Source organism: Tundrisphaera macrotermitis (assembly GCF_051175315.1).
Taxonomy (GTDB): Bacteria; Planctomycetota; Planctomycetia; order Isosphaerales; family Isosphaeraceae; genus Tundrisphaera.
Genome location: NZ_CP195100.1, coordinates 4,509,986 through 4,534,214, shown reverse-complemented (window position 1 = coordinate 4,534,214; position 24,229 = coordinate 4,509,986). Strand labels below are relative to the sequence as shown.

General features: G+C 70.1%; 21 protein-coding genes. 8 read left to right on the top strand and 13 right to left on the bottom strand.

All coding sequences use genetic code 11. The features are described 5' to 3' along the window. Window positions 1–78: 78 nt before the first annotated feature. Complete coding sequence (locus TA3x_RS18290) at window positions 79–336, bottom strand: hypothetical protein (protein WP_435016098.1); 258 nt, start codon at window positions 334–336, stop codon at window positions 79–81. Between the two features lie 111 nt (window positions 337–447). Next, window positions 448–3,036: a M14 family zinc carboxypeptidase gene (locus tag TA3x_RS18285; protein WP_435016097.1), complete on the bottom strand. Its 2,589-nt coding sequence runs from the start codon at window positions 3,034–3,036 to the stop codon at window positions 448–450. A 152-nt stretch (window positions 3,037–3,188) separates the two neighbouring features. Here TA3x_RS18285 and TA3x_RS18280 point away from each other — a divergent pair, with 152 nt between their 5' ends. Then, complete coding sequence (locus TA3x_RS18280) at window positions 3,189–3,737, top strand: REP-associated tyrosine transposase (RefSeq protein ID WP_435016096.1); 549 nt, start codon at window positions 3,189–3,191, stop codon at window positions 3,735–3,737. 52 nt (window positions 3,738–3,789) lie between these two features. Here the strand turns inward: TA3x_RS18280 and truD are convergent, their stop codons facing one another. Further along, entirely contained in the window at window positions 3,790–4,959 is a 1,170-nt protein-coding gene (truD, locus tag TA3x_RS18275) for a tRNA pseudouridine(13) synthase TruD (protein ID WP_435016095.1), read from the bottom strand. A gap of 161 nt (window positions 4,960–5,120) precedes the next feature. Here truD and TA3x_RS18270 point away from each other — a divergent pair, with 161 nt between their 5' ends. Further along, window positions 5,121–5,672: a Uma2 family endonuclease gene (locus tag TA3x_RS18270; protein WP_435016094.1), complete on the top strand. Its 552-nt coding sequence runs from the start codon at window positions 5,121–5,123 to the stop codon at window positions 5,670–5,672. 11 nt (window positions 5,673–5,683) lie between these two features. Here the strand turns inward: TA3x_RS18270 and TA3x_RS18265 are convergent, their stop codons facing one another. From TA3x_RS18265 to TA3x_RS18250, 4 genes are read right to left on the bottom strand one after another with little or no spacing between them, the layout of a single operon-like run. Continuing rightward, window positions 5,684–6,844: a hypothetical protein gene (locus tag TA3x_RS18265; protein WP_435016093.1), complete on the bottom strand. Its 1,161-nt coding sequence runs from the start codon at window positions 6,842–6,844 to the stop codon at window positions 5,684–5,686. 38 nt (window positions 6,845–6,882) lie between these two features. Next, the gene (locus tag TA3x_RS18260; RefSeq protein ID WP_435016092.1) at window positions 6,883–8,028 is read right to left on the bottom strand and encodes a PepSY-associated TM helix domain-containing protein; all 1,146 of its coding nucleotides are present in this window, start codon (window positions 8,026–8,028) and stop codon (window positions 6,883–6,885) included. Between the two features lie 34 nt (window positions 8,029–8,062). Then, window positions 8,063–8,533, bottom strand: a complete 471-nt coding sequence (locus TA3x_RS18255) for a hypothetical protein (RefSeq protein ID WP_435016091.1) — start codon at window positions 8,531–8,533, stop codon at window positions 8,063–8,065. 14 nt (window positions 8,534–8,547) lie between these two features. Then, window positions 8,548–9,513, bottom strand: a complete 966-nt coding sequence (locus tag TA3x_RS18250; protein WP_435016090.1) for a DUF1559 domain-containing protein — start codon at window positions 9,511–9,513, stop codon at window positions 8,548–8,550. 237 nt (window positions 9,514–9,750) lie between these two features. On the opposite strand from TA3x_RS18250, the gene TA3x_RS18245 reads away from it, so the two are divergent. Further along, entirely contained in the window at window positions 9,751–10,560 is an 810-nt protein-coding gene (locus TA3x_RS18245; protein ID WP_435016089.1) for a hypothetical protein, read from the top strand. A 46-nt stretch (window positions 10,561–10,606) separates the two neighbouring features. Here TA3x_RS18245 and accD read toward each other — a convergent pair whose 3' ends face one another. The 5 genes from accD to gap all read right to left on the bottom strand — a co-directional run bounded on the left by accD (window position 10,607) and on the right by gap (window position 15,278). Then, complete coding sequence (accD, locus tag TA3x_RS18240; protein WP_435016088.1) at window positions 10,607–11,455, bottom strand: acetyl-CoA carboxylase, carboxyltransferase subunit beta; 849 nt, start codon at window positions 11,453–11,455, stop codon at window positions 10,607–10,609. 82 nt (window positions 11,456–11,537) lie between these two features. Then, a complete protein-coding gene (locus TA3x_RS18235; RefSeq protein ID WP_435016087.1) occupies window positions 11,538–12,134 on the bottom strand; it encodes a histidine phosphatase family protein in 597 nt (198 codons plus the stop codon). Continuing rightward, window positions 12,131–12,898 carry a ribulose-phosphate 3-epimerase gene (rpe, locus tag TA3x_RS18230; protein ID WP_435016086.1) on the bottom strand — a complete coding sequence of 256 codons (768 nt, stop codon included), beginning with the start codon at window positions 12,896–12,898 and terminating at the stop codon, window positions 12,131–12,133. The genes TA3x_RS18235 and rpe overlap by 4 nt, the downstream gene beginning before the upstream one ends. Before the next feature lie 85 nt (window positions 12,899–12,983). Continuing rightward, complete coding sequence (locus TA3x_RS18225; RefSeq protein ID WP_435016085.1) at window positions 12,984–14,174, bottom strand: phosphoglycerate kinase; 1,191 nt, start codon at window positions 14,172–14,174, stop codon at window positions 12,984–12,986. Window positions 14,175–14,270: 96 nt separating this feature from the next. Then, the gene (gene gap, locus TA3x_RS18220) at window positions 14,271–15,278 is read right to left on the bottom strand and encodes a type I glyceraldehyde-3-phosphate dehydrogenase (protein ID WP_435016084.1); all 1,008 of its coding nucleotides are present in this window, start codon (window positions 15,276–15,278) and stop codon (window positions 14,271–14,273) included. Window positions 15,279–15,795: 517 nt separating this feature from the next. On the opposite strand from gap, the gene TA3x_RS18215 reads away from it, so the two are divergent. Continuing rightward, window positions 15,796–18,696: a hypothetical protein gene (locus TA3x_RS18215; RefSeq protein WP_435016083.1), complete on the top strand. Its 2,901-nt coding sequence runs from the start codon at window positions 15,796–15,798 to the stop codon at window positions 18,694–18,696. A gap of 105 nt (window positions 18,697–18,801) precedes the next feature. Further along, entirely contained in the window at window positions 18,802–19,656 is an 855-nt protein-coding gene (kdsA, locus tag TA3x_RS18210; RefSeq protein ID WP_435016082.1) for a 3-deoxy-8-phosphooctulonate synthase, read from the top strand. 18 nt (window positions 19,657–19,674) lie between these two features. On the opposite strand, the gene TA3x_RS18205 is transcribed toward kdsA, so the two are convergent. Further along, window positions 19,675–19,875 (bottom strand): carbon storage regulator, encoded by a 201-nt coding sequence (locus TA3x_RS18205; RefSeq protein ID WP_435016081.1) that lies wholly within the window; start codon window positions 19,873–19,875, stop codon window positions 19,675–19,677. A gap of 266 nt (window positions 19,876–20,141) precedes the next feature. On the opposite strand from TA3x_RS18205, the gene TA3x_RS18200 reads away from it, so the two are divergent. From TA3x_RS18200 to TA3x_RS18190, 3 genes are all read left to right on the top strand, one after another. Further along, window positions 20,142–22,583, top strand: coding sequence for a hypothetical protein (locus tag TA3x_RS18200; RefSeq protein ID WP_435016080.1), 2,442 nt, complete (start codon window positions 20,142–20,144; stop codon window positions 22,581–22,583). Next, window positions 22,580–23,608, top strand: a complete 1,029-nt coding sequence (gene argC / locus TA3x_RS18195; protein ID WP_435016079.1) for an N-acetyl-gamma-glutamyl-phosphate reductase — start codon at window positions 22,580–22,582, stop codon at window positions 23,606–23,608. The genes TA3x_RS18200 and argC overlap by 4 nt, the downstream gene beginning before the upstream one ends. Window positions 23,609–23,683: 75 nt before the next feature. Next, the gene (locus tag TA3x_RS18190; RefSeq protein ID WP_435016078.1) at window positions 23,684–24,163 is read left to right on the top strand and encodes a hypothetical protein; all 480 of its coding nucleotides are present in this window, start codon (window positions 23,684–23,686) and stop codon (window positions 24,161–24,163) included. The last annotated feature ends 66 nt before the right edge of the window (window positions 24,164–24,229 follow it).

The following is a 24,229-nucleotide window of genomic DNA, read 5'->3' as shown; positions in this document are numbered from 1 at the left end:
ACGAAAATGCAACGAGCCGGGGCGGACCATCTGGTCCGCCCCGGCTCGTTTTTTGTCTCGCTCATGGCGGGCCCGAGATTACTCGGAGCCTTCGATCTTCACGAGCTTGTTGTACAGCCCGAGGATCAGGATCGTCGGGACCCACTGGCCGACGAAGTTGGCCGCGTGCTTCTGGCCGAGCAGGCGCAGGCCCAGCGAAAGGCCGAGCGAGCCCATGGCCAGGCTCAGGTAGGTGCCCGAGGGGACCTGGCTGGTGTAGCGCTCGATCGCCTTGGTGATCTCGCCTTCGCCGTGCTCGTGCGGGGCGACGGCCGGGTCGGAGGTGGCGTAAGACATGGTGCGGCTCCTGGTCGTGGCGGCGTATCCGGACGTGACATCGGGTGTGTTTTAAGCAAAACCCGCGCCGGGTCAAGATTCGCACAGATCCGAGTGTCCTGACCCGTCGCCTCAGGATTTGGGCGGCGCGTCGGCCAGGTACAGGGCGTTGAACAGCAGGCGGAACGTCCCGTGGGGCTGGCCGCGATGCTGCGGGGGGAAGCCGAACAGGACGACCCGGCCCTGCCCCACGGGCATCGAAACCAGCGCCGCCTTGCCCTGGAGCTTCTCGGGGCCGAGCAACCAGCCGCTCTCGAGCGGGTTCGCCCGGGCGTAGCGGGCCAGGACGGTCCCCCGGGACTTGTCGGTCAGGTCGAAGGCCAGCGAGTGGTCGAAGTAGGCGGAGAACTCGCCGGGCATGCCCTGGACGATCGGCTGCGACTCGTCGTCCACCTCGCAGCGGAGGATCGACCCGGGCGCGTAGAACGCGGAGGACGACAGCCCCTTGAGGACGTTGGTCACGGGCAGGCCGAACTCCTCGATCGCGTAGGCGCACGAGTTTTCCAGGCAGGCCAGCGTCCCCCCGTCCTGGACGAACGCCCGGAGCGCCGCGGAGCCTTCCGCCCCCAGGCCGCCGACATAGGCCGGCTCGGTCTGGTCGGGGTCGTAGCCGGATCGGATCGTCTTGGCCGAGGTCGACGGGAGGAGGATCGTGTCGAACCGGTCGCGGAGCTTGCCCGCCCGCAGGTCGGCGTCGTGGACCGTCGTGTAGGCGAAGTCGAATCGCTCCAGGGTCAGCCGGGTCCAGCCCTCGTCCATGCTCGGCACCCAGGGCTGGTACAGGGCCAGCCTCGCCTTGCGGATCGCCCGATCCGGCTTCGAGCCGCGGGCGAAACCCTTGCGGCCCACCACCCGGGTCGAGGCCTTGGGCAGGGCCTTTTCCAGGGCCGCATCGGCCTTCTCCCCGGCGTCGAAGACCAGGGTGCCGGCCGGCAACTCGTCGCTGCCCGACCGGCCGGTCGAGGCCAGGGCCCGGATCTCGACCCCGGAGTCGAGCAGGGCGTTGACCACCCGGAAGTCATCGTTGGACTGGTTGCGGATCGAGTAGAATTCGGCGGGCTTCGCCCCGGAGATCGAGCCGGCCGGGGGCTCGGCCCGATCGACCGCCTCGAACCGGTCCAGGCCCTCGACCTTGCCGCCGAGGGCCACCGCCTTCACGCCCATCTGGAGCGGCAGCGTCCAGCCGGCCACGTCGTAGGGCGGCTCGGCCTTGCCGTCGGGCCCGAGCCGGTTGGGATAAACCTGGCGCTCCATCAGGTCCTTGAGCTGGGCCCGGTAGGGCTGGTCGGCCGGCATGACCCAACTCCCGGCCGGGTACGAGGCCCCATCGACGGCGAAGTCCGCCGGGGCCCGCCGGACCTTGATCCCGGAGGCGAGGAGGATCTCAACCATCTTCGCGGCCGTCCCCGGGTCGTGCTGGTCGGCCGGGACGACCCAGGCATAGGGCGGCTCGTCGCGCCCCTTGCGGATCGAGGCCCGGCCCATGTCGATGTAATTGGCCTGGAACTGCTCGCGATAGCGGCCCGCCAGGGTCAGGATCGACCGGGCGCAGATCAGCTGATAATCCACGATGTCGCGCAGCCGCCACCAGCCGCCCGGCCAGGGGTCGATGAAGTTCACGGCGGGGTCGTGGCTGCTGAACCCGCGCGTCGCGCCCCGCAGCTGGTCCTTCTCCAGGAACACCGGCGTGGCCATCTTGACGCTGGCGGACTCGGTCAGCACGGCGACGATGTTGTGCCTCTGGGGCGTGGTCCGGTTGCCGCCGTTCCACCAGTTGTCATACATGGCATTGGTCAATACCCCCTTCTTGCCCGCGATCGCGAGGTCGGCCGCCATGTGCGATCCGATCAGGAAGATCCCCTGGCTGACCCGGGGGTCGAGGTTCGGGTTGACCGGGTCGAAGAACGGCGGGACGAACATGCGGGCCCCCTTGCCGCCCATCTGGTGGACGTCATAGGCCAGCGTCGGGAACCACTCCTTGTAGAGCAGATTGGTCAGGAGCCGCGTCTCCTGGAGGTTGAGCATGAACCAGTCGCGGTTGGTGTCGTGCCCGGCATAGGCGTGGTAGAGCCAGGGCATCCCCTCCCCTTCCCAGGGCTTCCCCTTGGTCCGCTCGTACCAGGAGGCCACCTTGTCCACGCCGTCGGGGTTGGCCGAGGGGACCAGCAGGAGGATGGCGTTCTCCAGGATCTCCCGGGTCGCCGGGTCATCCTTGGAGGCCAGCTCGTGGAGCAGTTCCATCGCCGTCAGGGTCGACGCCGTCTCGCTCGAATGGATCGAGCAGGTGATCAGCACGACCGGCTTGCTGGCCTTGATCGCGTCGGCGTCCCCCGCGCCCGGCTCGGCCGAGGCCGGGTCGGCCAGCATCTTCTGGAACTTCTGATACCGATCCAGGTCGCGGATCGTCGCCTCGCTGGAGACGGCGGCGACCAGGTACGGCCGCCCCTCGGTCGTCTTCCCCAGCTCGCGCACCGCCACGCGGTCGGACGCGGCGTCGACCTTGCGGAAATAGTCGGCCACGGCCGGCCAAGGCGCCAGGTGGAAGTCGGCCCCCGGCCGATACCCCAGGTGCGCCTCCGGGCTGGGGACGTCCGCCCCCATCGTCGGGCCTTCCATCCCGAAGATCACGGCCCCTGCGATCAGGAACAATCGGCGAATCATGGTCGATGCGTTCTCCGCGTGGTCGTCGCTCCCCGGCCCTCCCATCTTCCCCGGCCGGCTCGGCGATCGCCAGCGGTCGGCGTTGGATCAAACCCTGAATGGTTCAGTATCGTAGGCTGGGTCTGGACCCAGCACCCAATGGGCATCGATCCATGCGTCGTTACCTTCGATCAAGGTTCGGTCGAGTCTTCTTCTTCACGGTCGTGACCCAGGATCGGCGGGCGATCCTCACGACCGATCTCGGACGAGCGGCACTCCGCGCCGCATTCCAGGCCGTGCGGGCCGATCATCCCTTTCAGATCATCGCCATCGTCCTCCTGGCTGACCACCTCCACACCGTCTGGGAGTTGCCGGAGCGCGACACGGATTATTCGACGAGGTGGCGTCTGATCAAGGCCCGATTCACGCGGCTCTGGCTTGAGTCGGAGTGCGACGCGGGCTGGGTCAGTCCGAGTCGAAGCCGGAAGCACGAACGCGGGGTCTGGCAACGTCGGTTCTACGAGCACACCTGTCGGGACGAGTTGGACCTGAAGCGGTGCGTCGACTACATCCACATCAATCCCGTGAAGCATGGCCTGGTCGGCCGCGTGATCGATTGGCCCTGGTCATCGTTCCATCGCTACATCCGTCTCGGCGAGTATCCGAGTACCTGGGGAGGCGACGACGCCTGGTTCGGGGATGAGTTCCGCGACGCGGAATGAAGCTGGGTCTTGACCCAGCCTACATGGTTGATCGTTGATCGTGGTCGGTCCGTCACGCCGCGTCGGTCACTCGCTTGACGACCAGGGTGGCGTAGGCCCCCTTGGGCAACTCGAAACTCAGGGACAGCTTCTGGCGGCCGGGGTAGAGTTCGTCGGCGGTGACGTCGCTGGCGAAATTGCTGGCGAAGAACAGGGCGGGACGGGTGCCCTTGGAGAAGAACACGTCCTTGAGGTGCTTGACCCGGAGGTCTTCCCAGGCCAGGCCGAACTCCCCGGCGACCTCGATCGCCACGTCGCGGGCCGGGCCCTCGGGCGGCAAGGGGGTTCGCGAGGCCGGGAGCGGCAGCGAGGTGGCGGACAGGAGGGCCGCCTGGGCGGGTTCGAGTCCGCGATGGATCGGCATCGGGCCGACCTTGAAGTCGATCATCGCCCTTTGCTCGGGGCGGGTCTCGCGCTCGATCAGGCGGGCGAGCTGGCGGTTCCAGAGGTGGCTCTGGAAGGCCGAGAAGTAGAGCGACCGCAGCTCGCGGCGGAGCCGGGCGAACGCGCCCCGGAAGTCGGTGGGGTGGTCCACCAGGTAGGTCACCAGGCTCCGCGCGTGCGACCGGGGGAGCCGGCCCTTGGCCTCGGCCCAGTTGCCCCAGGTCTCGCGGAGGATCGCCTTCTCCTCCTTCGCGTCGGGCCGGTCCGAGGCGTTGGGCTCGGCGATCGCCAGCCGGAGCGCCTTCTCGTGGTCGCCGATCAGCCAGGCGTGGCCGATGAACCCGCCATCGAAGCCGACCGAGCCGAACCGCTGGTCGTCGAAGTAGTTGGGCAGTCCGTCGGTGGGCAACTGCGCGACCGCCGCCCGGGCCTTCGCGACGGCCTCGGCCGACAGGTCGCGGAGGACCACCGTGAACCGATTCCCCCGGAACCCATTCGGGCCGTACGGGTGCGTCAGCCGCCCCAGAGGCTCCAGGTCGAACGAGGTTTCCCGCAGGCCCTGGTCGGGCCCTTCGAAGATGGTCAGGTACTGGATCGTGACCGCGTGCTTGTCCTTGAGCCCGCCGTAGTCGATCTGCCGGCCCGACAGGTTCCACCGCCTCCGGATCGCCTCGATCGCCTCTAGCGTGCCGATCCCGCGCTTGCTCAGGCGATAGAAGCCGAACCGCCCGCGATCCCCGGCGGACACCAGGGGCAGTTCCTCGACGCGAAAGTCCTCGGGCTGGCGCTTGAGCTTCATCTTCGGGATCGATCCGGCGGGCCTGGGCGATGGGTCGCGGGCCTCGCGGCCCGTTGGCCCACCATCCTACCCGAATCCGCCGTCGCGCATCCCCTGCCCCGGGCAATCTGTCCGGCCGACCGGCCCGAGGGTATGATCGGGGCCAGGCCGAGGAGGCATTCATGAGCACCGCGACGACGAAGCTTTTATCCGCCGACGACCTGTGGCACCTGCCGGACACCGGCCTGCGCCGCGAGTTGATCGGTGGGGAGGTCCGGGAAACGATGCCGCCGGGCGGGCTTCACGGGGCCATCGCGGTCGCGCTGGCGACCCTGCTGCGGATCTGGGCGAAGCCAGGAGGGGCGGGCTACGTCGGGGTCGAGGCGGGATACATCCTGGCCCGCGACCCGGACACCGTCCGGGGCCCGGACGTCTCCTACGTGCGTGCCGATCGCATCCCGGCCCGGGGGATCCCCGAAGGCTTCTGGGAGATCGCCCCCGACCTCGCCGTCGAGGTCGTTTCCCCCTCCGAGACCGCCGAGGACGTCCGGGCGAAAGTCCGCGATTTCCTCGCGGCCGGGACACGCCTGGTTTGGGTGGTCTATCCCCGATCCCGCGAGGTCATCGCGCATCTGCCCGATGGGCGGGCCTGGGCCATCGCCGCGGGCGACAGGCTCGAATCGCCGGAGATCCTCCCCGGCTTCTCCTGCGCGGTGGCGGACCTGTTCGACTGAGCGTCGTCGCGTCAGCGGCGCATCTGGGAATCGAACCGGCGTTTCAGCGTGCCCGGGATCATGGCGTTGATCTCGTCGGGGGTGTAGGCCTTCCCCTTCTCGACCCGCAACTGCCGGTTGGCGTCGTCGAGGTTGTCCGGGGTGACGAAATCCGCGATGACGCCGACCGGCGTGAAGCGGTCCGGCGGCCCCAGGTAGACGTAGCCGTCGTGGACGTCGGCCATCGAGAAACCCGCGGCCTTGCCCCGGTAATATCCCCTGGAGGAGGCGGGCAGGTCGCCGAACGGCGTGCCCCGGGTGTCGAAGCCGCCGCGTTGGAGGTCGGGCGGCAGGGCGGAGACGGCCTCATGGATCGCGTCGAGGAACGGGCCGTGATCCTTCGCATAGCCCGGGGGCTGGTGGAGCAGGATCTCCACGGCCCGGTCGCCGATCACGTTGTAGACCAGGTTCCCCGCGCTGCGGAAGTGGGCGAGATTGGGACTCCGGTCGCGCTGGAACTTCGTCGAGGAATGGCCCCAGCCGCAATGGATCAGCGCCTTCTTGCCCGGGGTGATGAACTCGCGGGCGATGACGTCGGCCCACTTCTCGTTGACCACGTCGTGGTAGTGGCGGCCTCCGCCGAAGATCAGGTTCTTGGCCTCCGTGGAATCGGGGTCCATGCCGGGCGGCAGCCGGCTCCAGTCGAAGTCGGAATTCAGGGCCACCACCCGGAAAGCGGGCGCGCCGGCCGCGCGGTCGTGGTTGACCTGCCAGGCTGCCTTGAACACGTCCACGTACTCGCGATAACCCCAGAGGGGGTTGAAGCGGAGGAGGATACGGCGGGCCAGGGCCTCGTCGTAGGCGTCCGCCGTGATCAAACGATCGATGTCGGCCTGGTCGGCGTGGTGGGCGAACTCGTATCCGAGGTGGGTGATCCCGGCCCGGTACAGGTGCGGGATCAGCCCCTGGACGAAATCGAGCGATTCCTTGAGGACGTGCGCCTCGCCGAGGAAGACGAGGTCATGGTCGCGGAACTGGCCGATGATGTAGGCTTCGGGGGCCTGATGGTGCGCGGCCAGGTAGTCCACCAGTTGGGCCCGGCCCGGCGGATCTCCGGCCATTCCGGTCGATCCGGCCAGGAGCAAGGCCAGCGCGAAGATCATCCCGGTGATGCGAGCGGGCGTCGGGCTCATGGCCGGTTCCTCGGCGTGGGTGGGGGTGGGTCGACCGATCAACCCGCCGTCACCGCGAGGCGGCGATCCCGGTCGGGTCTGGCCGATCGGCTCCGGCCTCGCCGGCGAATGGCATAGATGACGTAGCCGGTCACCGACAGGAAGCCGGCCGTCAGCCCGGCCAGGCCATAGATGACTTTGACCAGGAGACCGCCGAACTGGCCGAAGTGGAGCGGCTCGCAGGCGTAATACGCCCGCGCCCAGAACCCGGCCTTCGTGCCGTCGTGGACCTCGACGATCCTGCGGCTCGGGCCGTCGTAGACGGCGAAGCTGACGCCCTCCTTGATGAGGTCCGTGATCGGGTGCTCCAGGTAGACCCGGAGGCGGTCGCGGGGCTGCAAGACGACCCGCAACGCCGTGGTCCCCGGCAGGCTCTGCTCGGCCGCCCGGAGCCCATCATCGATCGAGACGCCCGCCGACTTGCCCGCGTCCGCCCGGGCCGCGTTGGTGTTGGTGTTGGCGTTGGGGTTCGAGTTGACGCGGGCCGGCGGATAGATCCGCACGTAAAGGACTTCCAGGCCGAGCACCGCCCCGGTGGCCGCGAACACCAAGTTGAAGGCCAGGGCGGCCATCCCCACCACCTTGTGGAGGTCGGCCAGGAGGAACCGCGTGCCCCGGCCGCGGCGGACGCGGGGGATCCAGGACTTCTTGTTCATCGGGGCATAGATGATGAAGCCTGTCACGGTGGACGCCAGCAGCGCCAGGCCCAGGACGCCGACGAAGATCCGACCCCACCCCTCGATCAGGAGCCGGACGTGGAACTGGCGGACGTAGTCGGCGAGCGTCCCCCGGGGCCGGCGCCCGCCGAGCATCTCGCCCGTGTACGGATCGACGAAGACCTGGGGGGGCGCCGGGGCCTTGCGCCTCAGGTCGAAGCCGGCCGCCTGGTCGGGCGACCTCGGGAGGGTGAGCGACAGCACCCGCGCGTCGGGGCAGGCTTTGCGGAGCGACTCCAGGACGCGGTCCCAGGGGAGTCGCGGGCCCGAAGGCGTGACCGTCAGCAGGCCCGGATTGGCCCAGCGGTCGATCTCCCCCTTGAACACCGCCACCGAGCCGCTGGCCGTGACGATCAGCAGCAGCAGCCCGCCGATCAGGCCGGTCCAGGCGTGGATCTTGTAGGTCGACTTGATGCCGAGCAGCTTCATCGCGACGCGGTCCCCGGTCGGGCTGGGCGGGATCTCAATCGATGCCGTTGGAACTCGGCGGCTGAGGCGCCCGGCGGGGCCTGGGAACCTTCAGGACCTGGAACGGCGGGATCTGATTCGGGCCTTCAACGATCGTCGCGTCGAGGCCGGACCGCGCCGGGTGGGTGTAGCGGTCGCCCAGCAGGTCGATCGGCGTCCCGGGGCCGGCGAGCGGCCGGTCGGGCAGGAACAGGGTGACCTTGTACGAGCCCGCCGGCGCCCCGTCTTCCTTCTCGAACGTCCCCAGCCGGAAGGACCCATCCTCGCCCGTCGTGGCGAACGGCTGGGGCCGGTCGATGTCGTCGAGGGCGTCGGCCGGGTGGAGCCGGACCATGACCCCGGCGGCGGGCTTGCCATCGACCTCGACCGTGCCGGAGGCGGGATGCAGCGGGACGGCCGGCCCCCCTCCGCCGCAGCCAGCGACGAGGAGGAGGGTCATCAGCCCGACTAGATGGGAGCGAAGCACGGCCAACCCCCGCATCAGAGCGCGTCGGCGCTGAGGACTTCGCCGCCGGCCCGCGACACGAACGACCGGATGACCGACTTGGACGTCGACTCCTTGACGAACCGCACCGAGCCGTCGCAGGCCAGCATGTTGACCCCGCCGGGGTGGAACGAATAAACGCCGTTCCAGCCGTTGTGGCAGTTGATCACGCAGGGGCCGTCCGGCTCGTCCTGCCCGCCGTAGAAGCTGATGATCCGCATGTTCAGGAAGCCAGCCCAGGCGCCGTGGCTCCACCACCGGTCGGCGGACTGGGTCGATGTCGGCGTGGGGAAGCCGTGGATGTAGCGGCCCCGGACGTAGTAGTCGGGCTTCCCCGCGCACTCGTAGGTCAGCATCGTGTTGGACAGGCCGTCGGTGATGTCGCGGAACGGCGTGTGGGCGGCGGCGGTCAGGGCGCCGGGGCTCTCGACCGCCGTCGGGAGCCATGGGGAGGCGAACGACCTCGCGGTGAAGTAGTCGGCCCGGGCCGCCGCCAGGTTCATGTCCGGGGTGCCGCTGGTGCCCGAGAACTTGACGACCCCGAAGACCGGGTCGGGCGGGCGGGGGGACGACGGGCAGATGTACGACGAGATGACGGTGCGGACCGCCGTCTGGTTCAGGGGCAAGTGGAACCCGAAGTCAAAGTTGTAAGCGTTGTAGGCGTTCCGCTGCTCCATGTAGCCCAGGATCTGGAGGGCCCAGCCGCCGAACTGCTCCATGCCCCCGGACCGGGTCACCGCGAACGCCGTCGGCGGGAACCCTCCCATGGCATCGGCATAGTTATGCATGGCGATGCCGATCTGCTTCAGGTTGTTGGTGCACTGCGATCGGCGGGCGGCCTCGCGTGCCGCCTGCACGGCGGGCAGCAGCAGGGCGATCAGCACCGCGATGATCGCGATGACGACCAGCAACTCGATCAGGGTGAAACCGCGACGCGACGGCTTCTCGGGGGCTCGGCCCATGGTCGGAGGTCCTTGGATGATGATCGCGAGGAATGGTGGCGGGGTCGGTCGTGTTCGGGAGGATCGTGGGGGTGCAGTCCTGACCATGATTTGAGGAGTCTAACCAAATGAGATTGAGTCTCGCAAGCATCGATCGCCCGATGTTGCCCAGGATCGGCGCCCGTCGGGGATGACCTGGCGCGCGGATATCGGGTAATTTGTAGGGAGGATCCGTCCCGAACTGGGAGAGCTTGCGCGATGCCCGATTTCCCGAAGCTGCCGATCGTCGAGCCTCCGAAGTCCTTCCCTTCGCTGCCGATCATCACGCCCGACCCGCCCCGCAAGACGATGGCGCAGAAGTACGGCGGGTTGTACTACCTGGGGATCGCCGGGCTGGTGATCTCGCTCCTGCTGGTCGCCGGGTTCGCCTATGGCCTCTACACGACCAGGGGCCTGTGGGTGGCGATCTACGTCCTGAGCGATCCCAATCGGCCCGAGGCCGAGCGGACCCTCGCGGCGTGGAGCCTGGCCCACGACCCGAGCATGAACGATCGGATCCGGTCCGACCTGGCCCTCCACAAGGATCTGCCCACGCTGGCCCGCTACGTGATTGCCGAGGGGCTGACCAGCGAGGCGATCCGCACCGATCCCCGGGCCTACGCGCTCATGGTCGCCAAGAGCGAGGGATGGCCCGACTGGCTCCGCCTGCTGATGGCCCGGCCGATGGCCTACGGGGCGGGCGAGGGGTATCGGATCGCCTGGGAGCCGCTCGACCAGCTCCGGGAGCATACCGATCCGGCGATCGCCCTGTGGGCGACCTACACCCGCGCGGTCATGGGGGCCGGCGATGCCCCGGCGGCGAAGGCCCTGGCCGAAGCGGCGAAGGCCGACACCCCGACCCGCGGGCTCGCCGCCCTGCTGGATGCCGCGGCCCGGTCCGATGGGGACGCCCGGATCGCCAAGCTCGACGAGGCGACCCGGTGGCTCCGGTCCCACCACCCGGAGGCCGCGGCCCTCTGGAAAGGGTGGGAGGAGCGCAACGGCGATCTGGTGATCGCGTCGCCGTGATCGGGGTGTGCCGGCCTCGCGGGGCCGGCGTCATCCCCCGTCCGCATCAGGACGCGACGTAGTCGATCAGCTGGGCGAGCAGCCCGCGCAGGTCGTGGCGGTGGACGATCCGGTCCAGGAACCCGTGCTTGAGCAGGAACTCGCTGGTCTGGAACCCGTCGGGCAGCTGGACCCGCACCGTCTGGGCGATGACCTTGGGGCCGGCGAAGCCGATCAGGGCCCTGGGCTCGGCCAGGATGATGTCGCCCAGGGACGCGAAGCTGGCGGCCACGCCGCCCATGGTCGGGTGGGTCATCACGCTGATGTGGAGCCCGCCGGATTCGGCGTGCCGGGCCAGCGCGGCCGACACCTTGGCCATCTGCATCAGCGAGAAAATCCCCTCGTGCATCCGGGCGCCGCCGCCGGAGCCGGAGATGATGATCAGGGGGAGCTTCTGGCGGGTCGCCTCCTCGATGGCCCGGGTCAGCTTCTCGCCGACCACCGAGCCCATGCTCCCCATGATGAAGCCGCTGTCGGTGCCGCAGAAGACGACCCGGATCCCCTTGATGAACCCCTGGCCGACCACGGCCGCCTCATTCAGCCCGGTGCGCTCTTGCTCGGCCTTGACCCGGTCGGGATAGGGCCGGCGGTCGTTGAAGCCCAGGGGGTCGCCCGGCCGGAGGTCGGCGAACCACTCCTCGAAGGTGTCGGCGTCCAGGACCTGCTTGATCCGCTCGACCACGGTGATCTGGAAGTGGTGGTCGCACTCCGGGCAGACGTTCTGATTCTCGACCACCTGCTTGCGGAACAGCGTCGTGCCGCAGCCGTCGCACTTCATCCAGACGCCTTCGGGGACCCGTTTGGGCTCGAAATGCCCGTGCCAGGCGTTCGGGGTGCCTCCGCGTTTCACGGCCATGGTCGAGGTTGCTCCTTCGCCGACGTCCCGCATGCGGCGTCCTACCTTCGTTCCGAACGGTCAACCAATATGGACAGGGTGTTCAGCCGCCATCGCCGTTGCGTCCCCATTCGGGGCCGACCTCGATTCGCTCGTACTGCCCGGTGGGGACGTGTTCGGCGAGCTGGACCCGGGGATTGCGGCGGAGGTCGCAGGCGATGAACTGGGCGATCGGCTCGCAGGCGACCAGGCCGATCGCCTCGTCGCGGTGCCGCTTGATCAGGGGCTTGAGCGCCGAGCGGACCCGCTCGCGGGCCCCGTCGACCGGCTCGCCATGGGGCGGGCAGACCGTGCAGGGGTCGTCGATCCACTGGCGGAAGACCCGGAGGTGCCGCCGCTTGATCTCCTCGACCTGCAGCCCCTGCCAGAGCCCCTGGTCAAGGTTGCGCAGCTCCTCGACGCGGCGGGGGCGCAGGCCCAGGGCCCGGCCGATCGCCTCGGCGGTGCGGACGGCGTTCTCGCTCGGCCCGCAATACAGGGCGGCGAGGTCGATGCCGGCCAGCGGCTCGGCGAGCATCTCGGCGAGACGGGCGACCTCGGCCCAGCCGCGATCGCTCAGGGGGACGTCGAGGACGCCCTGGACCCGATTCTGCTCGTCGTAAACCGTGGCGCCGGGGCGGATCAGGACGACCTGGGTCATTCGTGTGACCGCGGCCCGGCCGGGGGGCTCGGGGCTCGGCCTCGCTCGCTCCCGAGGCGGATCCCCTCGGCCAACTCGGCCAGGGCCGCCGCGTAGTTGCCATCACTGCGGAACACGCCCGACCCGGCGACCATCTGCGAGACCCCGGCCGCCACGGCCTCGACCGCCGTGTCCGGCTTGATCCCGCCGTCGATCGAGATCCACAGGTCGGGCCGGGCGGCCCGGAGGGCGCGAACCTTCCCCAGCACGCTCGGGTCGAACTTCTGGCCGCCGAAGCCCGGCATCACGCTCATGACCAGGACGGCATCGAGCTCGTCCAGGAACGGCTCGATGGCCGAGAGCGGGGTCGGGGGGTTCAGGGCCAGCGATGCCCGGCAGCCCGCCTCGCGGATCCGGCGGAGCAACTCCGAGGGCTCGGGCACCGCCTCGATCTGGACGATGATGATGTCGGAGCCGGCCTTGACGAAGTCGTCGAGGTAGCGTCCGGGGTCGGTCATCATCAGGTGGACGTCGAACGTGAAGTCGGTCCGCTTCCGCCAGTCGGCGATGACCGGCGCCCCGAAGGTGAGGTTGGGGACGAAGTGGCCGTCCATCACGTCGAGGTGGACCGCCGCGACCCCCGCGTCGCGGAGGGCGTCAAGCTCCTCGCCCGGCCGCGAGAAATCGCAGCTGAGCATCGAGGGCGTCACGAACGGCCGGGGCAACGCATCCCAGGCGGCAAGCCGGGATTGGCGGGGCGCCGGAGACTTCGGGTCGTCTCCCATCCGTCGATTCGCTTTCGGGTTGCGAGGGGTGGAGTCGAGGCGGAAGGCGGGGCCGGCCGGACATCCGGCGTCGGCCCCGTTCCCCTTAACGATCGGGAATCACGCGGAGGGAGTTGAACGATTTCCCTTCCAGGCACTCCAGGAAGGCGCCGCCGCCGGTGGAGACGTGCGAGACCTTGTCGGCGAAGCCGAACTGCTCGACGGCCTCGGCGGTCTCGCCGCCGCCGACCACGGTCACGGCCGGGGAGGCCGCGAAGGCCTCGGCCACGCCCACGGTCCCCTTGCGGAACGGCTCGTCCTCGAACTTGCCCATCGGCCCGTTCCAGATCACCGTGCCGGCCTCGCGGATCATCTTGCCGTAGGCGGCGATCGTCTTCGGGCCGATGTCGATGCCGATCCAGCCGTCGGGGATGTCGGAACCCTCGACGACCTGGGTGGGCGAGGTCGGGTCCAGCGACTCGGTGACCAGGTGGTCGAGCGGCAGCACCAGCTTCGACCCGGCCAGGTCGAGGAGCTTCTTCGCCTCGTCGAGCTTGTCGGCCTCCACGCGGCTCTTGCCGGTGGCATGGCCCTGGGCCTTGAGGAAGGTGTAGGTCATCGCCCCGCCGACCAGCAGGTTCTGGATCTTGGGCAGGAGGTTCTCGATCACGCCGATCTTGTCGGACACCTTGGCCCCGCCCATGACCGCGATCATCGGCTCCTTGGGCTGGCCCAGCAGCTGGTCGAGGATCTGCAATTCCTTCTCGACCAGGAAGCCGATCCCGCGTCCCGACTCGGGGAACTGCTCGGGCACGGCGACCATGGACGCCTCGTCGCGGTGGCAGGTGCCGAACGCGTCGTTGACGTAGAGGTCGGCCAGGCCGGCCAGTTCCTTGGCGAAGGCGGGGTCGCCCTTCTTCTCGCCCTTGTTGAACCGGACGTTCTCGACCACCAGCACGTCGCCCGGCTTCAGGGCCTTGGCGGCGGCCTGGGCCTCGGGGCCGACGGTGTCGTTGACCTTCTTCACCGGCTTGCCGAGCAGCTCGCCGAGGCGTTCGGCGACGCGGTCGAGCCGGAACGGGGCGTCCTGGGCGGGGTCGCCGGTGGGCCGGCCCAGGTGGCTGACCAAGACCAGCGAGGCGCCGTGATCCAGGGCGTACTTCAGGGTCGGCAGCGCGGCGCGGATCCGGCGATCGTCGGAGACCGCCCCCTCTTTGGTCTGGGGGACGTTGAAGTCCACCCGGACCAGCACCCTCTTGCCGTCCAGGTCCAGGTCGCGAATCGTCTGCTTGGGCAAGGAGAGAACCCTTTAGCTAAGCGTCGTTCGAACCATGCGACCGGGGGGCCGCCGCCGATCGGCCCGGCCCCCCCGTCGCGAATCCCTCGGCCAGTCTCAGCCCAGCACGGCGACCTTGCTGATCAGCTCGGCGGTGCGGCAGGAGTAGCCCCACTCGTTGTCGTACCAGGAGATCGTCTTGACCATGTTGCCGCCGATGACGGTGGTCCAGTCGGCCATGAAGATGCTGGAGTGCGGGTTGCCGATGATGTCGCTGGAGACCAGCGGGTCGGTGGCGTATTCCAGGATGCCCTTGAGCGGTCCGTCGGCGGCGGCCTTGACGGCGGCGTTGATCTCGTCCTTGGTGACGTCGCGCTTCAGGATCGACGTCAGGTCGACGATGCTCCCGTCGGGCACGGGGACGCGGAGGGCGTAGCCGGTGAGCTTGCCGTTGAGGTCGGGGATGACCTCGCCGACCGCCTTGGCCGCCCCGGTCGACGACGGGATGATGTTGATCGCCGCGGCGCGGGCCCGGTACGGGTCCGAGTGGATCTGGTCGGCCACGCGCTGGTCGTTGGTGTAGGCGTGGCAGGTCGTCATCAGCCCCTTCTCGATCCCGAACTGCTCGTGCAGCACCTTGGCCAGGGGGGCCAGGCAGTTGGTGGTGCACGAGGCGTTGGAGATGATGCGGTCGGACGACTTGAGCGTCTCGTCGTTGACGCCCAGCACGATCGTGGCGTCCAGCTTATCCTTGGCCGGGGCGCTCAGGATCACCCGCTCGGCGCCGGCGTCGATGTGCTTCTGGAGCGACGCCTTGTTGGTGAAGAACCCGGTCGACTCCAGGGCGACCTGGCAGTTCAGCGCCTTCCACGGGAGGTTGGCCGGGTCCCGCTCCTGGGTGATCTTGATCGGCCGGCCGTTGACGACCAGGCCGCCTTCGCCCACCTCGACGGTGCCGTCGAAGCGGCCGTGGACGCTGTCATACTTCAGGAGCAGGGCCAGGTGCTTGGCGTCCGAAAGGTCGTTGATCGCGACGATCTCGAAGGCTTGCGGCTGGGCCGCCATGACGCGGAACACCAGACGACCGATCCGCCCGAACCCATTGATCCCGACTCGAACCGCCATTCGTTCGCTCTCCTGGCTGACTGTGCGATGCGTGGGACGCGCCGCGGAGGCCGCCTCGATCCGTCGGCCCGACGACAGGGTGGGGCCGGCCGGGCGGCCAAAGCACGAATTATAGGGGGCGGCCGAACGGCCTGTCAACGCGCTCGGCGTGCGTGCGCCGCCCGCCCGGCCCCGTCGGCGGCCCGGTCCTCGACCGGCCGGGGCTCTCCGGGCGGCCCGGGGAGACGCCCCCGCGGGGGCGGGTGTCACCGCGATTTGTTGCATTCGGCCGATTCGCGCAGCATCTTTTATTGATCTGGGATGAGCGGCGTCACTATCATGGTGCGGCCCGGCAAGACCCTTCCCGCCGGGCCATCTCTCCTCCCCGTCGCCTTCTGCCCTCGCCTCGATGAGTTAGGTTGGCTGTCCGACGGTCGGGACCGTTTCGCCAGGGCTCGTCCGGCCCCGGCCGGTGCCCTGCGCGCGGATCGTCGGGATCTGCGTCCCCCTTCCCGAGCATCGCACCCGGAGCGTCCCCATGTTCAGCCTCACGCGGGCCCCCCGTCCGGCCGTCCAGGTTCAGCGTCGCCGCCGGGCCCGGCCGGCCTTCGACCATCTCGACGACCGGGTGATGCTGTCGGTGGCCGGGGGGGCCTTGCCCGAGGCCCGGGCGATCGTCGGGGCCCCGTTCCCGACCTCCGTGGTCGAGTTCTCGGTCGGTTCGACACCCCGCCCGGAGGTCGCGACCCCGTATGCGACCCCCAGCGCCACGACGATGGCCGACGGGTCGGGGACCACGCTGGTCAGCCCGATGGGCTCGGCCTCCCCGCAGGGGTTCCGGCCGGACCAGATCTCCAAGGCCTACGGGTTCGATCAGGCGTACCTGGCCGGCGGCATCGTCGGCGACGGGGCCGGCCAGACGATCGTGATCCTGAACGCCTACGACAATCCCAACATCGTCAACGACCTCGATCAATTCAATCGGGCCTTCGGCCTGCCCGCCCCGCCTTCGTTCACGATCTACAAGCAGGTCGTGGACGGCACCCCGCCCCCCACGGCGCCGAGCGACTGGGCCCTGGAGATCGCGCTCGACGTCCAGTGGGCCCACGCCATGGCCCCGGCCGCCAACATCATCCTGGCGTCGGCCCATTCCGCCTCGGTGGTGGACCTGTTCGACACGGCGCAATACATGGCCGGCCAGCCCGGGGTCTCGGTGATCTCCATGAGCTTCGGCTCGGGCGAATGGTCCGGGCAGACCGGCACGTTCGGCGACGCCAAGTTCGTCACGCCGGCCGGCCACGCGGGCGTCACCTTCGTCGCGTCCTCGGGCGACTACGGCGTGATCAGCTACCCGGCCTCGTCGAATCGCGTGCTCGGCATCGGCGGGACGCGGCTCACCGTGGACGCGAGCAACAACTATCTGGGCGAGACGGGCTGGTCGGGCAGCGGCGGTGGCACCAGCCAGTATTCGACGAAGCCGAGCTATCAGAATGCGGACGTCGCCGGGGCCTTCCGGCAGAGCCCGGACGTCTCGCTGGTCGCCGACCCCGCCACCGGGGTCGCGGTGTACGACTCGTTCAACAACGGCACGGTCAACCCCTGGTCCTCGGTGGGCGGCACCAGCGTCTCCGCACCGATCTGGTCCTCGCTGATCGCCATCGCCAACCAGGGCCGCGCCCTGAATGGCCTCGCCTCGCTCGACGGGCCGTCGCAGACGCTGCCGATGCTCTACCAGCTCCCGCGCAGCAGCTTCCACGACATCACCACCGGGAGTAACGGGGCCGGGTCGGCCAAGGTCGGGTATGACGTCGTGACCGGCCTCGGGTCGCCGAAGGCGAACCTGGTCATCGCCGGGCTGTCCGGCACCCCGATCCCCACGCCCGGGGCGCCGGCGTTGGGCGACGGCGGCTTCGAGCAGGCGTCCCTGGGCGGCCCGGGCTACGCCTACGGCCCGGCGGGCTCGGCGTGGGGCTTCGCCAACGGCGGGGGGGTGGCCCGCAACGGCTCGGGCATCTCGGCGGGCTCGCCGACGCCCGACGGCTCGCAGTTCGCGTTCCTGCAGAACGGCGGCTCGATGAGCCAGTCGGTGGCCGGTTGGGCGGCGGGCAGCTACACGATCTCGTTCGCGGCGGCGAAGCGGTCGTACGCGGGCGACCAGGACTTCCGGGTGCTGGTGGACGGGGTGGAGGTGGGGGTGTTCGCGCCGTCGTCGTCGTCGTTCCAGGCGTACCGGACGGCGACGTTCACGGTGGGTGCCGGTTCGCACACGATCACCTTCCAGGGGCTGAACAGCCGGGGTGGGGACAACACGGCGTTGGTCGACGCGGTGGCCGTCGCCTCGGCGGCCCCGCCGTCGTCGGGGGCGCCGGCGTTGGGAGACGGCGGCTTCGAGCAGGCGTCCCTGGGCGGCCCAGGCTACGCCTACGGCCCGGCGGGCTCGGCGTGGGGCTTCGCCAACGGCGGGGGGGTGGCCCGCAACGGCTCGGGCATCTCGGCGGGCTCGCCGACGCCCGACGGCTCGCAGTTCGCGTTCCTGCAGAACGGCGGCTCGATGAGCCAGTCGGTGGCCGGTTGGGCGGCGGGCAGCTACACGATCTCGTTCGCGGCGGCGAAGCGGTCGTACGCGGGCGACCAGGACTTCCGGGTGCTGGTGGACGGGGTGGAGGTGGGGGTGTTCGCGCCGTCGTCGTCGTCGTTCCAGGCGTACCGGACGGCGACGTTCACGGTGGGTGCCGGTTCGCACACGATCACCTTCCAGGGGCTGAACAGCCGGGGTGGGGACAACACGGCGTTGGTCGACGCGGTGGCCGTCGCCTCGGCGGCCCCGCCGTCGTCGGGGGCGCCGGCGTTGGGAGACGGCGGCTTCGAGCAGGCGTCCCTGGGCGGCCCGGGCTACGCCTACGGCCCGGCGGGCTCGGCGTGGGGCTTCGCCAACGGCGGCGGGGTGGCCCGCAACGGCTCGGGGATCGCGGCGGGCTCGCCGACGCCCGACGGCTCGCAGTTCGCGTTCCTGCAGAACGGCGGCTCGATGAGCCAGTCGGTGGCCGGTTGGGCGGCGGGCAGCTACACGATCTCGTTCGCGGCGGCGAAGCGGTCGTACGCGGGCGACCAGGACTTCCGGGTGCTGGTGGACGGGGTGGAGGTGGGGGTGTTCGCGCCGTCGTCGTCGTCGTTCCAGGCGTACCGGACGGCGACGTTCACGGTGGGTGCCGGTTCGCACACGATCACCTTCCAGGGGCTGAACAGCCGTGGGGGGGACAACACGGCGCTGGTCGACGCGGTGGCCGTCGCCCCCGCCCCGGCGGCGGCCGTCGCGATCTCCGGGAAGGATGCGATCCTGCTCCCGCTCACGGATCAGGCCGGCTCGCTGCCCCCGGTCGTCCGTGTCGGCAATCCCTGGTTCACGCCGAAGGTCGCGGCCTGGCGGTTCCAAGCCTGAGCCCCGGCGGGCCGCCCCGGCCCCGGTTGACGCCGGGGCCGGCGGCCCGTAGCCTGGGGCCGGTCCGGATGGCCGGCCGAAGTCTCGTCCCGGAAAGGAGTCCCGATGCCCCCCGCGAACCCCGTCTCCGTCGGCCCGGTCACGATCGGCCGAGGCCGCCCCCTGGCCCTGATCTGCGGCCCGTGCGTGATGGAGCCGAACGACCTGACCAGGGTGATCGCCGATCGGCTCGTCACAATCTGCGGCGATCTCGACATCCCCCTGATCTTCAAGGCCTCGTTCGACAAGGCCAACCGCACCAGCAAGAGCAGCTTCCGAGGCCCGGGGCTGGAGGAAGGGCTGCGGGTCTTCGAGCGGATCAAGGCCGAGACCGGGCTGCCGGTGACCACCGACGTCCACGAGTCGCACCAGGCGAAGCCGATCGCCGAGGTGGTCGACCTGCTCCAGATCCCGGCATTCCTGGCGCGCCAGACCGACCTGCTGGAGGCCGCCGCCGCGACGGGCCGTCCGCTCAACGTGAAGAAGGGGCAGTTCATGGCCCCGTGGGACATGACCAACGTGGTGGCCAAGGTGACCGGCGACGGCGCAGCCGGGGTGATGCTGACCGAGCGCGGGACCACGTTCGGCTATGGCCGGCTGGTCAACGACTTCCGCGCCATCCCTCAGATGCAGGCGACCGGGGCGCCGGTGGTGTTCGACGCGACCCACTCGGTGCAGTTGCCCTCCGCCGGCGCGGGCGGCACGGCCACGGGCGGCGAGCGGGAGATGGTTCCTTACCTGTCCAGGGCGGCCGTGGCGGCCGGGTGCGATGCCCTGTTCCTGGAGGTCCACCCGGACCCCGACAAGGCGTTGTCCGACGGCCCCAACGCGCTCCGGCTCGATGACCTGGGCGCGGTGCTCGCCGTCTGCCTGCGGATCCGCGAGGCGCTCGACTGGCCCGCCTATCCCGCCCAGCCTTGATGGGCCGGGCCCGGGGGGTCAGGCCGTCGCGACGGCCTCGGCCTCGGACGGGACGGGCGGGTCGAACGGGAGGACGGCGATCTCCTCGCGGCGGATCGTCACGTCGTCCGGGGCCTCGATCCCGATCCGGATCGAGTTGCGGTCGATCTTCACGATCGTCACGCGGATGTCGGTGCCCACCTGGAACCGTTGACCCTGCTTCCGGCTCAGCACTAACATGTTCCACTCCTCCCTGAGTGAGGGACGGGCTTGGCCGACCGTGGCGGCCGATGCGAGTAGGGATAAGCATCCCGAGTGCCAAAGAGCTTCGGACTCCGGATGAACCCGCCACCTCTCGCCGCAAGCATCGACATCACCTTGCTTTCAAAATTCTGGCCGACGCCCCGCGATGGCGGAGGGCCCCGGTCGCCATGATGGCCGCGAAGCCCCATTTGTAGGAATTCTCTTCAGGATCGGGCGATCGTGGTCGAAAAGGGGAAGTCGCGGTGACGAGACCTGGGGGAGTCGGCCGGCTTCGTCGGATCACGCCGATCCTGGCCATGCTGGCCGGGGTCGCCGCCTGGCTCTGGCCGATCGGCTTCGGGGGCCGGATGGTGGTCGGCGGCGATGCCACCCAGTTCTCGATGGGGCTGATGGCGTCCCTCCGCGACGCGATCCGGTTGGGGCGCTGGCCGCTCTGGAATGACCTGTGGGGCTACGGCTTCCCGGGTCTGGCCGAGAGCCAGATGGGGGTCTACTACCCGCCCCACCTCCTCCTGTATGGCCTGTTACCGACCGAATACGCCTACGTCGCCAGCCTGGTCCTGCACACGCTCTGGGGCGCCATGGGGACGGCCTGGGCCGCCCGGCGGTTCGGCACATCGACCGCCGGGGCGGCCCTCTCCGGGTTCGCCTGGGCGACCTGCGGCTTCTTCCTGATCCACCTGCCCCACCAGTGGGGTTACACGACCGGGAGCTGGATGCCCTGGGCCTGGGGCCTGGCCTGGGCCTCGATCCGCGGCGAGGGCCGATCGCGCCGCGCCCCGTGCCTGCTGGCGGCGGTGCTCGCGGTCCAGGTCTTGCCGGGGCACTTCCAGCTGGCGTTCACCACCGAGGTCGGCGTGGTCCTCCTGGGGTTGGCCTCCTTGCGGCGGGAGCGTCGGGCCGCCGTCGGCGTCCTCCTGGCCCTGGCGGCGATGCTGCCGCTGGCGGCGTGCCAGCTCGGTCCGACGTATCAACTGGCGAGGCTCTCGGGCGGGGATCGCGGCTTCGAGTACCTGTCCGGGTTCGCCGCCAGCCCGCTGCACCTGGTCACCTACGTGGCCCCGGGGCTGTTCCATCAATCGCCGCTCTGGAGGCCTTTGGCCTGGGACCCGTTCCACGCTTCTCCCGAAGAGCACCTGGCGTCGATCGGCCTGATCCCCCTGTTCCTGGCCTTCGGGGCGATCCGCCTGGGCTGGCGCGGGGATGCGGCCGTGCGGGCGTTGCTGGTCGTGGCCGTCGCCACCACGGTGCTGAGCCTCGGGCCCTACGTCCCCGGGTTCTCCGCCCTGATCCGCCTGCCTGGGTTCTCGTTCTTCCGCGCCCCCGCGCGATGGGGGCTGGCCTCGGCCCTGGCGCTGGCGTTGCTGGCGGGCCGGGGGTTCGATGCCCTGCCCGGCTGGATCCGTCCGGGCCGATCGCTGGCGCGGTTCGCGCTGGGGTCGTCGGGGCTGATCGTCGCGGTGGTGCTGGTGTTCGAACTGGCCCTGATCGCCGCGAAGCCCGGGGCCGACCCACGGCTGGCCCGCGGGTTCGAAGCCGCCCTGGGACGGCTCCCCTGGGCCGGCGAGCCCGCGACGCCCGGCTTCACCGCGCTGGTGGCCGAGGCTTACCGGCCCCAGGCCGATGCCCGGGTGCTGTCCGCGCTGGCCCGGCAGGGCATCCTCCCCCCGCCGGAACGGCCGCCGACCTGGAAGGGGGAGCGCTGGGCGATCTACCGGCAGGAACTGGCCGGGACGGCCGTCCTGCTGGGGGCCCTGCTGGTGGTGGCCGCCGCCGTCTCCGGCCGCCCGCGTCCCCTGGCCTTGACGCTCATCGTGCTGGCCGGGGCGGAGTCGGCCTGGCTGTCCCGGCAACGGCCGTTCGACCTGGGGCCGATCCGGCGGCTGGCCGAGCAGAGCCCGGTCCTGGCCCGGCTGGCGAAGGAGCCGCGCGGGACGTTGTCGCTGGACCCGGCCCAGAACCTGTTCCAGGCGGTCGGCGTAGCCCCGGCCCGGTCGTATCGGACGCTCGACCTGCCCCGGCCCGACGCCCTCCTGGCTCAGGCCGGGAGCGGCAAGTCGCCCGAGGCATTGCGGGCCGCCGGCATCGGGGTCCGCGTCCTCGGCCCGTTCGAGCAGGGCAACCCGCCCGACGCCTGGGCCGACCCCGCCCGCGCCGAGACGATCCGCGACCCGGCCCTGGCCGGCTGGTTGTACGGGGTCGACCTGGCCCGATCGGCGCATGCGGAGGCGTTCGCGATCGACGTCCCGCTCGACCGGCCGGCGCGGGCCTGGCGGCTCCGGGCCGAGGCCAAAGATGGGGATCTGTCGGGGGCGACGCTGGCCGAACGGGTTTCCGGCGGGTCTCCCCTGCCCTCGCGGGCCGAATCGCCCGAGCGGTTCGAGGTCGACCTGGACGGGGCGCCGGGCCCGGTCCTGATCGCCCGGACCTTCGATCCCGAGTGGGAAGCGACCTGGGTCGGCCCGTCGGGGGAGCGGCCGGCCTCGGTATCTCGGGCCCCTGGGGGGTGGATATGGGTCGCCTCTGCGGGCGAACCGGGGTGGACGACGCTGCGTCTCCGGTATGATGGAAGGGCCGCGCGGGCGGGGTTGCTGATCTCGGCGATCGCGTGGCTGGGCTGGGTCGTGGTTTTCGCCCGGTCGGGGAGGACATCTCCCGGGCCGGCGGTGGGAGGGTCGGCGTGAAGACGGGCGTTGCGATCGTGGGTGCGTCGGGGTATGCGTCGCGCGAGCTGATCCGGATCCTGCTCGGCCACCCGGATGCCAGGATCACCGTGGCCACCTCGCGGTCGGACGAGGCCCCCCGGGTCGCGGCGCTGCATCCCAGCCTGAACGGGAGGATCGACCTGGCCTGCGAGCCGTTCGACGCCGACCGGGTGGCCGAGGCGGCCTCGGTGGCGTTCCTCGCCCTGCCCCACACCGCCAGCCTGGCGGTCACGCCGGCCCTGATCCGCAACGGCGTCCGGGTCATCGACCTGAGCGCCGACTACCGGCTCAAGGACGCCGCCGTCTACAAGGAGTGGTACGGCCACGACCACACCGACGCCGAGGGGATGGACGCCGCCGTCTACGGCCTGCCCGAGCTGTACCGCAACGTGATCCCGTCCACCAACTTGGTGGCCAACCCCGGCTGCTACACCTCGACCAGCATCCTGGCCCTGGCCCCCTTGATCGCCGAGGACAAGGTCGAGCGGTCGGGCATCATCATCGACGCCTACAGCGGGATCTCCGGGGCCGGGCGCGTGCCCAAGGCCAACCTCCACTTCCCGGAGGCCAACGAGAACATCACCGCCTACAACGTCGGCCGCCATCGCCACACGCCGGAGATCGACCAGGTCCTCTCCGACGTCGGCCATGCCCGCGACGGCCGCGACCCGGTGGAGGTCATCTTCACCCCCCACCTCGCCCCCATCGACCGCGGCATCCACGCCACGATCCATGCCAAGCCGAAAGTGGCCGTCACCGAGGCCGACCTCGTCGCACTCTATCGCTCGTTCTACGCCGACAGCCCGTTCGTCCGCGTGGTCGACCAGCCGCCGAGCGTGAAGGACTCCGCCTTCTCCAACTTCTGCGACATCTGCGTCAAGGTCGTGCGCGGTCGGGTCGTGATCCTCGCCTGCCTGGACAATCTGGTCAAAGGGGCGTCCGGCGTGGCGGTCCAGAACTACAACCTCCTGAGGGGATTGCCCGAGACCACCGGGCTGCTCTGATTGGATCACGGGCCCATGCGCCGCGGTCGGCCCTCTCGACCGATGTTCTCTCTTTTTCCCCCCCACAGGTGGCCTTTGAGCACGACAATCTCCCGAGGATTCATCCTGACACTCGCCGTCCTCGCAACCGGCTGCCGGCCGCCCGCAGCCCCCCCGCAGCCGGCCGACATCGTCTTCGACATTTCCCTGCGAGATCCGTTGCCGAACGGGCGGCCCGTCGTCGAGATCAAGCCCAACGGTAAGCCGCGACCGACGGGGACCGCCCCATCCGGCGGATACTTCCTGATGACCCGTCGGAACGGAAACTCCTACTACGTGCGGTGGTTCAGCACGGAGGAGGCCGCTGCCGGCACTCGCTACGATTTGGACATCCCGAACAATCCGGCGGTGCCCATGTTCAGCGTCGGCCCCGAGGACCGGCTGACCGTGGGCGTCGAGAACATCGATTCACCGGATGGCTCGAAGTACGTGCGGTTGTCTAATGTCCTCGATCTTCCGACCCCGCCCACGATGGCCACCCCCGCTCCAGCCACGCCTCCTGACGCACAGAAATGATTCTCGGGCCGGATTGACCGCGTCACCGATCGGTCGACACGCCCCGCGCGAGCGAGGCCCGACTCC

Bases quoted from the DNA above. Each gene is read 5' to 3' on its own strand.
- TA3x_RS18290 (WP_435016098.1), bottom strand. From the start codon at position 336: ATGTCTTACGCCACCTCCGACCCGGCCGTCGCCCCGCACGAGCACGGC.
- TA3x_RS18285 (WP_435016097.1), bottom strand. From the start codon at position 3,036: ATGATTCGCCGATTGTTCCTGATCGCAGGGGCCGTGATCTTCGGGATG.
- TA3x_RS18280 (WP_435016096.1), top strand. From the start codon at position 3,189: ATGCGTCGTTACCTTCGATCAAGGTTCGGTCGAGTCTTCTTCTTCACG.
- truD (WP_435016095.1), bottom strand. From the start codon at position 4,959: ATGAAGCTCAAGCGCCAGCCCGAGGACTTTCGCGTCGAGGAACTGCCC.
- TA3x_RS18270 (WP_435016094.1), top strand. From the start codon at position 5,121: ATGAGCACCGCGACGACGAAGCTTTTATCCGCCGACGACCTGTGGCAC.
- TA3x_RS18265 (WP_435016093.1), bottom strand. From the start codon at position 6,844: ATGAGCCCGACGCCCGCTCGCATCACCGGGATGATCTTCGCGCTGGCC.
- TA3x_RS18260 (WP_435016092.1), bottom strand. From the start codon at position 8,028: ATGAAGCTGCTCGGCATCAAGTCGACCTACAAGATCCACGCCTGGACC.
- TA3x_RS18250 (WP_435016090.1), bottom strand. From the start codon at position 9,513: ATGGGCCGAGCCCCCGAGAAGCCGTCGCGTCGCGGTTTCACCCTGATC.
- TA3x_RS18245 (WP_435016089.1), top strand. From the start codon at position 9,751: ATGCCCGATTTCCCGAAGCTGCCGATCGTCGAGCCTCCGAAGTCCTTC.
- accD (WP_435016088.1), bottom strand. From the start codon at position 11,455: ATGGCCGTGAAACGCGGAGGCACCCCGAACGCCTGGCACGGGCATTTC.
- TA3x_RS18235 (WP_435016087.1), bottom strand. From the start codon at position 12,134: ATGACCCAGGTCGTCCTGATCCGCCCCGGCGCCACGGTTTACGACGAG.
- rpe (WP_435016086.1), bottom strand. From the start codon at position 12,898: ATGGGAGACGACCCGAAGTCTCCGGCGCCCCGCCAATCCCGGCTTGCC.
- gap (WP_435016084.1), bottom strand. From the start codon at position 15,278: ATGGCGGTTCGAGTCGGGATCAATGGGTTCGGGCGGATCGGTCGTCTG.
- TA3x_RS18215 (WP_435016083.1), top strand. From the start codon at position 15,796: ATGTTCAGCCTCACGCGGGCCCCCCGTCCGGCCGTCCAGGTTCAGCGT.
- kdsA (WP_435016082.1), top strand. From the start codon at position 18,802: ATGCCCCCCGCGAACCCCGTCTCCGTCGGCCCGGTCACGATCGGCCGA.
- TA3x_RS18205 (WP_435016081.1), bottom strand. From the start codon at position 19,875: ATGTTAGTGCTGAGCCGGAAGCAGGGTCAACGGTTCCAGGTGGGCACC.